The sequence below is a fragment of the Lentzea aerocolonigenes genome (assembly GCF_000955955.1).
Taxonomy (GTDB): domain Bacteria; phylum Actinomycetota; class Actinomycetes; order Mycobacteriales; family Pseudonocardiaceae; genus Lentzea; species Lentzea aerocolonigenes_A.
On record NZ_JYJG01000346.1, the window covers coordinates 14010 to 27932 of the forward strand.

At 68.7% G+C, this 13923-nt stretch carries 9 protein-coding genes; 3 read left to right on the forward strand and 6 right to left on the reverse strand.

The annotated features are described in order from the left end of the window. Positions 1 to 3: 3 nt before the first annotated feature. Positions 4 to 171: a hypothetical protein gene (locus UK23_RS52190; protein WP_156213663.1), complete on the forward strand. Its 168-nt coding sequence runs from the start codon at positions 4 to 6 to the stop codon at positions 169 to 171. 67 nt (positions 172 to 238) lie between these two features. On the opposite strand, the gene UK23_RS36800 is transcribed toward UK23_RS52190, so the two are convergent. From UK23_RS36800 to UK23_RS36810, 3 genes are read right to left on the reverse strand one after another with little or no spacing between them, the layout of a single operon-like run. Continuing rightward, entirely contained in the window at positions 239 to 1240 is a 1002-nt protein-coding gene (locus UK23_RS36800) for a zinc-dependent alcohol dehydrogenase (RefSeq protein ID WP_196778060.1), read from the reverse strand. Continuing rightward, positions 1237 to 2112 carry an alpha/beta fold hydrolase gene (locus UK23_RS36805; protein ID WP_045316391.1) on the reverse strand — a complete coding sequence of 292 codons (876 nt, stop codon included), beginning with the start codon at positions 2110 to 2112 and terminating at the stop codon, positions 1237 to 1239. The genes UK23_RS36800 and UK23_RS36805 overlap by 4 nt, the downstream gene beginning before the upstream one ends. A 12-nt stretch (positions 2113 to 2124) precedes the next feature. Continuing rightward, positions 2125 to 3855, reverse strand: a complete 1731-nt coding sequence (locus UK23_RS36810) for an acyl-CoA dehydrogenase family protein (RefSeq protein WP_052685388.1) — start codon at positions 3853 to 3855, stop codon at positions 2125 to 2127. A 430-nt stretch (positions 3856 to 4285) separates the two neighbouring features. Here UK23_RS36810 and UK23_RS36815 point away from each other — a divergent pair, with 430 nt between their 5' ends. Beyond that, positions 4286 to 5269 carry a hypothetical protein gene (locus UK23_RS36815; protein ID WP_045316384.1) on the forward strand — a complete coding sequence of 328 codons (984 nt, stop codon included), beginning with the start codon at positions 4286 to 4288 and terminating at the stop codon, positions 5267 to 5269. 153 nt (positions 5270 to 5422) lie between these two features. On the opposite strand, the gene UK23_RS36820 is transcribed toward UK23_RS36815, so the two are convergent. After that, complete coding sequence (locus tag UK23_RS36820; RefSeq protein WP_045316385.1) at positions 5423 to 6259, reverse strand: IclR family transcriptional regulator; 837 nt, start codon at positions 6257 to 6259, stop codon at positions 5423 to 5425. A 377-nt stretch (positions 6260 to 6636) separates the two neighbouring features. On the opposite strand from UK23_RS36820, the gene UK23_RS36825 reads away from it, so the two are divergent. Next, complete coding sequence (locus UK23_RS36825) at positions 6637 to 7926, forward strand: salicylate synthase (RefSeq protein ID WP_045316386.1); 1290 nt, start codon at positions 6637 to 6639, stop codon at positions 7924 to 7926. A gap of 13 nt (positions 7927 to 7939) precedes the next feature. Here UK23_RS36825 and UK23_RS36830 read toward each other — a convergent pair whose 3' ends face one another. Both UK23_RS36830 and adhE read right to left on the reverse strand, forming a co-directional pair. Then, on the reverse strand, positions 7940 to 10813 hold the full coding sequence (locus UK23_RS36830; protein ID WP_045316387.1) for a helix-turn-helix transcriptional regulator: 2874 nt from the start codon (positions 10811 to 10813) through the stop codon (positions 7940 to 7942). Positions 10814 to 11251: 438 nt separating this feature from the next. Then, the coding region (adhE, locus tag UK23_RS36835) for a bifunctional acetaldehyde-CoA/alcohol dehydrogenase (RefSeq protein ID WP_231114839.1) at positions 11252 to 13923 on the reverse strand (2672 nt) is incomplete at its 5' end.

The following is a 13923-nucleotide window of genomic DNA, read 5'->3' on the forward strand; positions in this document are numbered from 1 at the left end:
CTGGTGGTAGCGCTCTCGCGTCGCTCGCAGGAGATCTACTTCCTCACCGGTGTGGAACAGACCTGGCGCACCCGGCACCCCGACGAGTCTGGTGTGGACGGACGGCTGGTGCCACCGCAGTCGTGGTGGGTCGTTTCCGGCGGAGTCCAACGCAGCTCATCGACGTCGTGACCTCTTTGGACAATGGAGGTGACGGGCCGAGCCGTGGTGTTCCACGCGTACGCGGAAGTCAGGCGCGTCACCGGCCGGGAGCGATCATGACCACCTGGTGGTCTCCTGGCCGCCCGGTGAGAGCGTCCATCATCGTTGTGACCGGTCCGCCGTCCAGCGGAACGATGTCGGTGATGATCCGCTCGACCGGGACGTTGCCGCCCGCGAGAAGGCCCAGTGCCGCCTCGAACGCGCCCCTGTTCTGGGCGAAGCTGCCCACGATCCGGATCTCCTTGGTGATGAGGGCGACCGAGTCCAGTTCGGTGGGCCGCTCGTTCACCCCGAGCGCGACGATCGTTCCCCGTGTCCGCAGGCGCCGGGCCGATTCCGCGAGCGCGGTCACCGAACCCACGCACTCGAACACCACGTCCGCGTCCGCGGTTCGTTCGTCGACGTCCACCGCGGTGATCCCGGTCGCGGCCAGGCGTGCTCGCCGTACGGCGTTCGGTTCCACCACCCACACGTCTTCGACTCCGCGCAGCCGCAGCACGTGCGCCAGCAGGAAGCCGACCGTGCCGCCTCCGAGGACCGTGACGGTGTCCGTCGCCGAAACCCCGGAGCGGTCGACCGCGTGGATCGCGCAGGACAGCGGTTCCGTCAGCGCGGCGTGCTCCAGCGGAACACCGTCAGGAACCGCGTAGACCGTGTGCTCGGGGACGTCGATGCTCTCGGCGTAGCCACCGGGCCGTGTGCCCAGGCCGAGGGAGCTCTGGTGCCAGGGCTGGACGGCGCACAGGTGGTTGTCGCCCGCCCGGCACTCGTCGCAGTCCCCGCAGCCCGCCTTCGGCCACACCACCACGGCCTGCCCCGCCGCCAGCCGTTCCCCGCCCGGTGCGGCGACGTGCCCGGAGATCTCGTGCCCGAGCACGGCACCGGCCGGGACGACGTGCGGCATGGCCCGCAGATGCAGGTCGGACCCGCAGATGGCGCAGAACGCCACGTCCACGCGCACCCAACCCGGTGCCGGCTCGCGTTCCTCGACCTCCGCGAGACACAGCCCGCGCTCCTCGGTGACCACCAGCGCCCTCAATGTCCCTCCACAGCCTTCTCGTCGGTGAGGAACGCCCGGATCCGCGCGATCAGGACGTCTGGTTGCTCCTCGGCAGGGAAATGCCCGCAGGAAGCGATCTGGGCTCCCTCGATCCTGGTGGCGTAGTCCCGCCACAGGTCGAGCACGGGCAGCGTTCCCACCAGTCCTTCTGCGCCCCACGCCACCTGCACGGGCATGGTCAGGCGGCGGCCCGCGGTCGCGTCGGCCTCGTCGGCTTCCAGATCCTCGTGGCGAGCGGCGCGGTAGTCGTCGAAGCTCGCGCGAAGCGCCCCTGGCTGAGCGAACGTGTCCGCGTAGTGCCGCAGGTCCGCCTCGGTGAACGCCTCGTGCCGGAACGCTCCGGCGGCCAGCATGAACCGGACGTACTCGCCGCCTCTTCCCTCGGTGAGGAACTCGGGGAGGTCGGGAACGAGGTGGAAGAGCCAGTGCCAGTACGCGGTCCCGACCCGAGCGTCCATGTGCCGCCACATCTCCCGCGTCGGTACGACGCTGAGCAGCATCAGGCGGCTGATCTCGTGCGGCCGGTCCAGTGCCCACCTGTGGGCGACGCGCGCACCCCGGTCGTGCCCGACCACGACGGCCTGCGTGTGTCCCAGCTCGTGCATGAGTCCGCTCATGTCGGCCGCCATGGTCCGCTTGTCGTACCCGCCGCGGGGCCGGCTGGACGCCCCATATCCGCGCAGGTCCGGCGCGACCACCAGGTGATCCCGCGCGAGAGCGGGAAGAACGTGGCGCCAGGCGTGTCCGGTCTGCGGCCAGCCGTGGAGGAGAAGGATCAGCGGACCCTCGCCGGCGCGCCGCAGGCGGAACCGCAGACCGCCCACCGCACGCGTCTCTTCATGGACGAGCATCGCCACGGCGGCTCACCTGCCCTGCACCGGGATGTGCACGCCCACGGCCCGCGCCGAAGCCGTGAACTCCGTCAGGTAGCCGTCGTCGATCATGGGGGCGGTGACGAGTTCCGGCAGGGGCGCGAGCAACTCGGCCAGAAGGTCGATCTTCTCCCTGTCGGCCGGCACGGACCGGTGCGGCTCCTGCAGCCGGTGCGCGGCGAAATCGGCCACCAGGTCGTTCATGACCTGCTGTGGCACCAGCGGTTCGGCGTCGTGCTCGCTCAGGATGAGGCCGAGCATGCGGGCATGAACGAGCACGACGGCTTCGGCGTGGGTGAACGATCCGTCGTGACGGCTGCGCCACGTCTCGGTCAGTTCCTTCTCGACCCGCTCGGGCAATGTCACAGGCGGGCGTGAGGCGAACCGGTCGGAACTCATGGCACTGCGCGCCACCTGATAGGCCATCACGGAGTTGTCGCCCGCGAAGGTCACGTTGACCTCGAAGTCGGTCCGCAGGGTGACGATCTGGTTGTGGCCGTGAAAGCCCTGCGAGCCGCACATCTCACGGCACGCCGCCAGGACGTCCAGGACCAGCCAGGAACCGCACTTCCCGGTCGCGGTCAGGAGGTGCATGTTCTTGCGCCCGGGGTCGGTGTGCCAGTCGCGTTCGACACCCCTGACGACAGCGCGTTCCAGCAACCGCAGCGCAAGGCAGCGCAGTTGAACCTGGTACAGGCGCTCGAGGTACAGCGGCTCGTCCAGGAGGGTCCTGCGCCTGGGCGCGCCGCGGGTCTCGCGGTGACCGGCGAACCGCCAGGTGAGGTGGGCCGCGAGTTCGGAGGCCCGTGCTCCGGCGCTGAGCGGGAAGATGCGTTCCTGGACGAAGGTCTCGATCGATTTCACGAAGCGGGTGCCGGCATCGGGAAGCGTGCTGGAGAAACGTCCGTCCGCGTCGACGCGCGAGTACCGCCCCATCAGCGCCTCGCGGGGGAGGCTGACCCCGGTGAAGCGGGCACCGCCGACCTGGTTGGCCTGGATGCCTCCCTTGGGGTCGCAGGAAAGGATCGTGATACCGGGGAGGGCAGGACCGTTCTCCTCGTTCCGCAGCGGGACGCGGAACCAGTGGTGGCCGAGGTCTTCTCCCTCGATGACGAGGCGGGCCAAGACCATGCCGACGGTCGCGGCGTGCTTGATGTTCCCGATCCAGAACTTGCACGCGGCGTCGGTGGGGGTGTCGAGCGTGAAACACTGCTCCGCACGATTCCAGGACACCGTCGTGCGAATCTCCCGCAGGTTGGTGCCGCCCCCGATCTCCGTGCAGCAGAAAGCGTAGACCTGGTGCATCTGCGTGATTTCGTCGTGGTACTGGGCAATCTGCTCGGGAGAGCCGTGGTTGAAAAGCGCGCTCCCCGCGATGAGGTGATCGGTGATGGTCGACGTGAGCGCGAAATCGAAAGCGCCCGTCAGGCCCATCACGTCGCACATGGACCGGAACGCGTGCTCCTGGGGCCTGCCCATCCACATGTCGTTGTCGACCAGCCCCTCCCGGAAGATCGCTTTCATCCGGTCGATGGTCAGGTCCATGTACTCCCGCAGGGGCAGGTCGTGCCGCAGCCGCGGATCGAACAACTCCTCCTGCAGCAGGTCGCGCATCGCCCGCCGGTGGCCGGAAAGGTCCTCCTCCACGTCCACGGCAGTCGACCGCTCCACCCGCGCACGTGGGAGGAACTGGTGCTCGTAGTGGCCTGCAGTCGCGGTCATGTAGTCGAATCCTCTCGATTTACGGGCAATCGCATCCCGACGGGCGCGTGCCAATGAGAAGTCTTCGGTCCGCGGTTGACCGATGTGCGTTGAAGTCACTTCATCGCAGTGCTGGTGCTCTCACGTCGAAGCTTCCGAGGCGAAGCTACCGAGGTTCCACGACGTGATCACGCTCTCGTTCCACGGCGTGGTACGGCTTGGCATGGGCCTGGAAGGCGGAGGCGTACCGTCATTTCGGTCAGACCTGCACACGCCTGCAGCATCTGCGCGCCTTCACGTGATGACGAACGCGCGTGAACGCTGTGCTGCGCGGCGAACAACATCATGGTCTGGACGTTCGTCCTTGATCGAGCACGCTGTCTGTTCCTGCTTGCCACCCGTCGAGAACAGTCAGTCCCTCAACGGATTCTTCAGCGTCGAGGAGCATTCCATGACAGTCAACCGTCGCCGACTACTGCTCGGAAGCGCGGCCCTGTTGGCGGGCACCGCTGGTGTGGCCGGCACCGCCGCCGCGGCACCCGCGGGGTTCCCGGACTACAGGTACCGCAGGCTCGCACTGGTCAAGAGCAAGCTGCGCTACAACCCCACCGGTGAGCTGATCTTCCCCACGATCCGGGGCACCAAGGACCGGATCTCCGGCGCGCGTGCCGCCTACTACCTCTACTACGCCCCGCACGACGCACCCGGCGGGATCTGCCTGGCGTACGCCAACTCCCTCGACGAGGAGTTCACCGAGTACCCGGCCAACCCGATCATCTCCCGGAGCTGGCCCGGCGAGTACAGCGTGAGCCACGTGTCGTCGCCGCACGCGATGTGGAACGACGACGTCAAGCGCATGTACCTGTACTTCCACGGCGAGAACACGGTGACCCGGCTGGCCAGTTCCGCCGACGGCATCAACTTCCGCTACGAGAAGGAGGTGCTGTCCACGCGGCTGATGCCGGAGGGCACGACGGAGACCTCGTACGCCAGGGTGTTCCGCCACGACCTGCCCTCGCGCGGCGCCCGCTACGTGATGGTATTCATGATCAACAACCGGTCGAACCACCGTGACATCGGCTGGGGCTGGTCGGCGAACGCCCGCGACTGGACGTTCTCCCAGACCCCGCTGATCCGGCACCAGGACGTGGGGGCGGTCAACGTCGGCGGGCCACACCTGTTGTTCCGCAACAACAGCGTGTACGTCGTCTACAACACCGACATCGGCAGCGGCGGCAACATCCTCATCACCGAGGTGGGCCGTGACTTCTCCCTGCGCAGGCACCTGGGCGTGTTCCACGACTCGCTGGCCGGGGCGCCGGACAACGGCCGGGCGGCCGCGCCCTCGTTCGGCACCTACCAGGGACGCGAGTACATGATCTACGAGGCGGGGGACCGGCTGGCGGGCAACATCGCCATCGCACGAGCGGTCTGACGGTCAGTGGTGCGATCCGGCTCTCCTCGCGACGCGGCTCCGTCGTGAGGACAGCCGCGTTCACCGCGAGGCCGAGCTGACGACGGCGCGGCCACACCGCCGGGCATCGCCGCCACTCCTTTGTGGAACGGCTGATGTCGTGAACGGTCGTGGTCATCCGGCGAGTCGGTGGCCCGCGGACGGGGGAGAGGAATGGAGCTCCCTGGACGCGGTCTCCGCGGCGTGGTGGACGCGGCGCGCGACGGCGTCCGGGCTGAGGCGGGGCACGGGGCCGAACACGGAGATCGCGCCGATGAGGGTCGGGCCAGGTCCCCAGACGGGTGCCGCGACTCCGGTGAAGCCAGGAAGCCATTCGCTGCGGTCGAAGGCGACGCCGTACTTGCGCACGCCGGTCAGCGTGGACTGGAGCATCTCCGCGGTGGTGATGGAGGCGGGGGTCAGGGCCTCCAGCCCCTGGGCGCACACGACGGGGACCAGACTCGGGTTGTCGGCCAGGAGGATCTTTCCCGGCGCGGTGCAGTGCAGGGGAAGGGGACCGCGCAGGCGCGTCGCGAGCTCGCTCGACTGCCTGCCGTGCAAGCGTTCGACGATGCGAGCCGTGGCGCCGCACAGAACGGAGAGCTGGACTGCCTCGCGAGTGGACTCGTAGAGGTCGGCCAGGACCGGCAGCAGTCGTTCGCGGGTGTGATCGGAGACTTCCAGGGGAACGGCGGTGGACAACTCGGTGATCTTGGTGGTGAGGAGGAACCTGTTGTCGATCATCTCGACGAGGCCCTCGGCCCTCAAGAAGCCGACCATGCGGTGGACGGTGGACTTCGGGAGGTCGGAGTAGCGGGTCAGCTCGGTGAGCGACGCCGCGCCGTCGCACGCGCCGAAAGCCTGGAGCACGGACAACACCTTCGTGGCCGCGGTCCGCCGCGAAGGGTGGGGGGCTTGTGCGGGGGGCACGGTCGCAGGGGCTTCCAAGGCGGTGTTCTGCTTGATGATCACGGTTTTCTTCTTTCGCCTGTGGGTTCCACCACACCGTATTGAGGACGTCGCATTGTGTAGCTACGGAGTTCCACAAATCCGCACGCGAAAGAGTGAATCTGCAGGCCTTGGGGTGCTGCTCGGCCGGACGGGGTTCGCGAGGCCGCGCGCTCTTTCGAACCACGACACCGGCGGTCAACAGGTTGACATTCGAGAGATTCCACCGGTTGGCACGCCCGATTGACCGGACGGACCCGGCGTGAATAGCATCGTTTGGGACCAATTTTTGGTGCCGATGGGGTGGGAGATCACCGTGAAGCTGTAAAGATGGTGGTCGGCGTGGCTGGAAAACCGAGCGCCGAAGTCGCGGTTTCTCTGCGATATCCGAGGAGCTTGTCATGGCCGTTCGCACGGAAACCTCCGCGAGGTCGTCCGCCGAGCTCGCCGCTTCACTGATCCGCACCGGGTTCTTCGACAGGTACTTCGTCTACGAGCGTGACGACGTCTGGACGGTCGCCTGGGGCGTGCGCGTGGAGATCGTGGTGAACGCGACCCGTGTGCGGGTTCGGCGTGACTCCGTGGAGGAGTCGTGGCCGGCCATCGGCGGGCCTGTGCGAGCGGCACGTGAGGCGCTGGAACGGTTGTCCCTGGGCGAGTGGTCGGTGTGCGGCTGGATCGCGTTCGAAGCCGTGCACGTTCTGAACGACCGCTCAGATCTGGCCGGGGACGCGGAGGTCGTCCACCTCGTGGTGCCCGAGGTGGAGGTGCGCATCGAAAGCGGGAGGGCGCGTGTCGTGCGGGGCGGCGACCTGCGGCTAGGCGCATTGCTCGAACACCTGCGCACGGCGCCGGCTGCGGACGCGGCTGCCTCAGGGCGTGCGAACGTGCTGGTGGATTTGACCGCGGGCCGCGGCCGGTACCGCGACGCGGTGCTGGGGGCGTTGGAGGAGATCCGTTCGACCGAACTGCGCAAGGTGACCTTGTCCCGCAGCGTACCGGTGGACGAGCCCGTCGACTTCGTGGAGACGTACCTGGCCGGGCGAGCGGCCAACGCGCTGGAGCGGTCGTTCCTGTTGTCGATCGGAGGCCTGACGACGACGGGCTTCTGCCCGCAGACGGTGCTGGAGGCCGGCCCGGACGGGAAGGTGTCGACGCAGCCGCGGGTGGGGACTCGCGCACTGGGGTCGGAGAACGAGCTGTTGCCGGATCCGGAAGAGGTGAACGAGCACGCGATTGCCGTGAAATGCGCGTTCGACCAGCTGAACGAGGTGTGCGAGCCGGGTTCGGTGGCGGAAGAGCTGATGGCGGTCAAAAATCGGGGTGGTGTTCGGAATCCGGCGTCACGGCTGTGCGGTCAGTTGGCCGAGGGGAAGACCTCGTGGGACGCGTTGGAGTTGCTGTTCCCGGGCGTCGCGATCTCGGGTGCGCCGAAGAAGGCAGCGTGTGAATTCACCTTCCGGTCCGAAGAAACGCCGCGCGGCATCTATTCGGGTGCCGTGCTGGTCGCCTCGGACGACGGATTTCTGGACGCCGGCTTGGTCCTGCGCGCGGTGTACGAGAAGAAAGGACGGCGGTGGTTGCGCGCCGGTGCCGGAATCGTGGCGTCCTCGCGGCCGGAGCGGGAGTTCGAGGAGACCTGCGTGAAGTTGCGCAGCATCTCAGCGCACCTCGTGGCGGGCTCAGCGTGACGAAGGCCGTTTCCTACCTCCTGCTGCCGGTCGAGTAGAACATCGCCGCCAGCTGGGTGCGCCGCTGGATCCCGAGCTTGCGGTAGATGTGCGTGAGGTGGAACTCGACGGCCCGCCGGGACACCGACAACTTCCGGGCGACCTCGTCGTTCGAGTCGCCCGCCGCGACCAGGCTCGCCACGCGGTGCTCCTGCGGTGTCAGCGGAGAGTCCGCGGAAACCGGGACGGCCGGTAGGGCGTCGGATCGACCCACCGCCTCCGGCGGCAGTGCGGCGAGCTTGGTGAGCAACGGCAGAGACCCGCAGCGCTCGGCGGCGGCCTTGGCCTGAGCCAGCTCTTCCCGAGCCAGTTTCTGTTGCCCGTGGTGCCATCTCGTCGTCCCGAGCTCGACGAGGATCGTCGCGCGCAGCAGCAGTGTCTGTGCGTTGCGCAGAACGTGCTCGGCCTCCATGAGCCAAGGCAGCGCCGCGGCACCGCCGGTCGCCATGCCGACGGTGAGCATCGCGCGGGCCAGGCTCGGCGCGGAGGCCCACTTCTTGGCCAGCTCGAGCTCTTCGAGAGCCAGTTGCACCGCCTCCAGCGAGTGCCCGAGGTGGAGGTGCGCAATGGCCGCGTACGACCGCCACGGCAGAACAGCGGGACCGGGAGCACCCCACGACTTCAGTCGTCGCCCGCACTCCAGGTGGTCCCTGAGTGCGCCGGCGTCGTCTCCCAGCCGCATGCGGAGCTGGCCGCGTCCCTGCAGGAGGCTGGTGTGGTGCCAGCTGTCCGGCAACGGGCTGGTGAGGCCGATGGGCTCGATCAGCTCACGTGCCGCTTCGACGTCACCGAGGTGCAGCAGTGCGGACAGGAGTGCGTCCATCGACCAGACGTGGGCGGGGTGGCGGTGGTGCAGGTTCATCCGCTGGGCTTTGGCCAGTGCGAGCCGTGCGTCGACGACCGACTGGGCCAGCGCCCCGCAGTGGAAGTGCACCCTCGACCGCAGGGCGTGGCCCAGGACGAAGACCAGGTCCTGTTTCTGGCGGTGAGCTTCCAGGATCGCCTCACTGGAGTACCGCAGGGCCAGCTCGAGCTCGTTGGTCCGGATCAGCGAGTTGATGGCGGCCATCATCCGCTGCGGGTCCTGCATGATCGACACCGCGCCCGCGGACAACGCGACCAACGCGGCCTCGCGGGATGTCGTCAGGTCTTCGCCCCGGTTGCTCAGATCCTCCGCGACCAGCGCGGCCAGCCCGCGGCCACGGGCGTCGCCGCGCCGCCAGTCGACGGCGACGCGGTCCGGAACGGCGTCGTGCTCCTCGAACTGCTCGGTCGGCAGGGTGACGCGGAGCGCGAGGCGCAGCTGGGCGGAGAACTCCGGCGCGGAGGCGCACATCCTGGCGATGGACTCGCTCAAGGCTCCGCGCGCGTCCTCATAGCGCCCGTCGAGGTAAAGCGCCCGGGACAGCAGCGAGGTGACGTCGAGCAGGAGCTCGGGCTCCTCGATGGTCTCCAGCGCCTGCTTGAGGTGCGTGGCCGCCTGGTAGGGGTCGAAGAACGATTCGGCGTGACCGAGCTTCACCAGCAGCCTCGTCCTGAACTCGGCCGGCACGTCCTCCTGCAGCGCCCTGATGAGGAAGCTCGCGGCAGTGGTCGCGTCACCGTCGTTCAGCAGCGCGTCCGCTGCCTGGTAGAGCGCGTCGGCGGCCCATCGGCCGAGCTTCGAAGCGGTGCACTGGACGTGCCGCGCGATCAACGCCGCTCGTGCGCCCGACGCGTGCAGGCTTGCGGCGGTTCGGGCGTGGAGGTCGTCCCTGGCCGCGCGGGTGATCGAGTTCGTGATCGCGTCCTTGAAGACGGAGTGGGTGAACGCCGGCTTGTCGGCGTCGGCCATCAATCCCATCCGTGCCAGCCGGCGAACGCCGTCGGCGGCTTCGGGCAACGTCATCCCGGCAACTCCGGCCGCGAGCGCGAGCTCCGCGGGTTCCACAACCGCGATCGTCCTGGCGAGCCGGACCAGGTGCTCGGACTCGCGGTGCAGCTGCGCGAGCACCGACTCGCCCAACTCCTCCAACCCGTACGAGTCCGGGGTCTCCAGCACGTCGGCGCCGGGCGGGGAGGAGGGCTCCCTCGTCGGCGCCAGCAGGTAGCGGAGAACCAGCGGATTCCCGCCCGTGGCGGTGTGGCAGGCTTTGACGGCCTCAGGTTCGGGCTGACGGCTGAGCGTCAGTTCGGCGAACCTCGACAGTTCCTCCGCGGTGAAACCGCCGATCCGCACGCGAGTGGCGTAGATCTGCATCTCCGCGATCTGGAGCGGGTCGGCGGGGTACACCCCGGTCGTGCAGCTGAGCAGGACGGCGAGCGGCAGCTTGGTGGCTCGCCGCATGAGGTAGTTGAGCCATTGCAGCGACGACACGTCGGCCCACTGCAGATCGTCGACGATGAAGCAGACCGGCCCACGGTCCGCGAGTCCGCTCACGAGCCGGTAGAGCTCGTGGTACGTCTGGTGGGGCGCCAGTTCGTCGAAGCCGGCCGCGTTCTGTGCGCCCGCTCCTGACTGATCGGCCGCGCCAGGGCCCACACCGATGATCGACTTCACGGCGCCGGCCTCCGGCCCCGCGGTGAGGCTCTCGAACAACTGCCGTACGACCGAGAACGACATGAACCTGTCGAGATTGGACGTCACTGCATCGGCGACCTGAAACCCGCGCGCCCTGGCGACGTCCGCCACCTCGCCCAGCAACGTCGTCTTGCCGGCCCCCGTGGTGCCCTCCATCAGCACCACCGCCGGTCTGTTCGACTCCGCGGTGTTGAGCGCGCTGACCAACCGGCCGAGTTCCTTGCTCCGCTGAACGAACCCAGGCGGGTCAGAGGAAATCTTGTGTGGTTCGTTGCGCTGCTGAGCCATCTGCGGAGCTCCGTCGTGAGTCGGTCCGGTTGTTGAGCACCAGCGACACCTTCGTCCGACGCAGCCTGATCACCGGCGCCACCGCGATCCGACTGCTCGCCACCCTGTCCGGCTCTCGCCCTGTTCGCGCCCCGCCATTTCCGCGGGGGCGACGGCCTGCGCGCTGGACCTGGGCGAGGCCTGCCGGGGTGCCTGGGTCCTGGCACGGATCTGCTCTGACAGTTGTCCCTTCATCCATCCACGAGGTCTTCGATGCGCAGAACTTATCGGGCACGGACGAGTCGTTGCCGACCAATCACGACGGGTGCCCTGCCACCCACAGATCGGTGCCCGTTAGCTCACCCGACCCGCACTCCGGCCGCCTCGTCCTGTCCGCCATCTCATTTTGGAACACCTCGATCCCGGTGGGCCCGCGCAGACGGACCCACCGGAACTCGATCAGTGACCGCTGTGGGCGGCGGCGCGCACGTCTTCCAGGTCCACCGCGCCGTTGGCGTAAGCAGTGCGCATCAGCGCCTCCATGTCGGCCAGCACCGGCTGCCTGGGGTTGGCCGGAGCGCACTGGTCGTCGAACGCGTTGAGGGCATGCCGCGGCAACGAGCTCATGAATGGCGCCTCAGGCACCCCGGCCCCCGCGAACGAGGCGGGCAACCCGACGGCCGAGCGCAACCGCTCGATCGCGGCGGCGTAGGAGCCCACTCCCTCCTCTGGCGTGGCGGCGGGCAGCCCCAAGGTCCTGGCGATGTGCTGGAACCGTTGTGGTGCCTGGTAGTTCTCGTACTTGGGCCAGCCGGTCAGCTTCGCCGGGGGCTGGCCGTTGTAGCGGATCACGTGTGGCAGCAACAGCGCGTTGGTCCGGCCGTGTGCCAGGCCGAAGGTCGCGCCGAGCGTGTGCGACATGGCGTGCACGATGCCCAGGAACGCACTGCCGAACGCCATGCCGGCGATCGTGGCCGCGTTGTGCATCGCCTCCTGTGCCTTCTCCGCTCCGAGCAGCACGGAGTCCTCGAGGTTCTCGAAGATCAGCTTGATCGCCTGCAGGCACAACCCGTCGGTGAAGTCGTTGCTGTAGACCGAGACGTACGCCTCGGTGGCGTGGGTGAGCGCGTCGAACCCGGAGTCCGCGGCGAGCTCCGCCGGAAGCGAACGCACGAGCACCGGGTCGACGATGGCCACGCTCGGTGTCAGCGCGTAGTCCGCCAGCGGGTACTTGCGGCCCGTCTCCCGGTCGGTGACCACCGCGAACGGGGTGACCTCCGACCCGCTGCCCGAGGTCGTCGGCACGCACACGAGCTTGGCGCGCTCCGGTTCGGGGAAGCGGTACAGGCGCTTGCGGATGTCGGCGAACCGTCCCCGCGCCTCCGCGAAGTCGACCTCGGGGTGCTCGTACCACAGCCACATGAGCTTGCCGGCGTCCAAAGAGGACCCACCGCCGATGGCCACGATGGTGTCCGGCTGGAACTCGCGCATCATCTCCGCGCCCCGCCGCACGGTCTGCAGCGACGGTTCCGGCTCGACGAAGTCGATCAGCTGCACCGCCACCGGCTCGGAGCGACCGGCCAGCACGGACCGCACCTTGTCCGCGTAGCCGAGCTTGGCCACCGTGCGACCGGTCACGATGGTCACCCGGTGCACCCCGGCCATCTCGCCGAGGTAGCGGATCGAGTTCGGCTCGAAGTAGATCTTGGGCGGCACCTTGAACCACTGGATGTTGTTGTTCCGGCGGGCGATGCGGCGGATGTTGAGCAGGTTCGCCGCGGTCACGTTGCCGGAGACCGAGTTGCCGCCGTAGCTGCCGCAGCCGAGGGTCATCGAGGGCAGGAAGGCGTTGTAGAGGTCACCGATGCCGCCCTGCGCGGCCGGTGAGTTCCACACCACCCGCACGGCCTTGACGCCCTTGCCGAACTTCTCGGCCAGCCGTTCGTCGGTGGTGTGCACGACCGCCGTGTGGCCCCTGCCGTGGAACTCGACGACCTCCGCCGCCCGCCTGACGCCTTCCTCGGCATCGGCCACCCGCAGCACCGCCACGGCAGGGCACGGCTTCTCCCTGGTCAGCGGTTCGTCCGGGCCGATGCCGCCGACCTCGGCGAGGAGGAGCGTGGTGTGCTCGGGGACGCTGAACCCGGCGCGGCCGGCGATCCAGTGCGCCGAACGGCCGGACGCGGCCGGGTTGACGGACACCTTGCCGTCCCTGCGCGCGTCCGGGCCGAACAGGAAGTCCTCCAGTGCGCGCTTCTCCTGCGCGGAGAGCACGTGCGCGTGTCGTGCGCGCAGGTTGCCCATGGCCTGGTCCCACACCTGGGCGTCGATGAGCAGGGTCTGCTCGGCGGCGCACGTCATGCCGTTGTCGAAGCTCTTGGACAGCACGATGTCGTGCGCGGCCCGAGCCAGGTCGGCGTCGGCGGCGATGAAGGCGGGCACGTTGCCCGCCCCCACGCCGATCGCAGGCTTGCCGGCCGAGTGCGCGGCGCGCACGACGTCGTTGCCGCCGGTGGCCAGCACGAGCGAGACGCCGTCGTGGTTCATCAACGCCTGGGTGATCGCGCGCCTGGGCGTCTCCACCCACTGCACGCAGTGAGCGGGCGCACCGGCCGCGACGGCGGCGTCGCGCACGATGCGGGCCGCCTCGGCACCGCAGCGCGGAGCGAGGTGGTGGAAGGCGAAGATGATCGGGTTCCTGGTCTTGAGCGCGATCAGGGCCTTGAACACGACGGTCGAGGTCGGGTTGGTCACGGGCGTGATCGCGCACACCACACCGACGGGTTCGGCGATCTCGACCAGGCCGGTGAGCTCGTCGCGGCGGACCTCTCCCACGGTGCGCAGGCCGGTCATGCTGTTGGTGACGTGCTCCGCGGCGAAGAGGTTCTTCACCGCCTTGTCCTCGACGACCCCGCGCTCCGTCTCGGCGACCGCCATCACGGCGAGGTCCAGGTGGCTGGCAGCGGCGGCACGCGCGGCCTTCGCGACGATGTGGTCGATCTGCTCCTGCCCGAGCGCGTGGAACGCCTCCAGCGCTTCCCGTGCACCGCGCACCAGACCGTCCACGAGTGGTGCCACGTCCTCCGCCTGGCCGGCGGACGTCTGCGGACAGTGGACGACCGGCCCGAGGG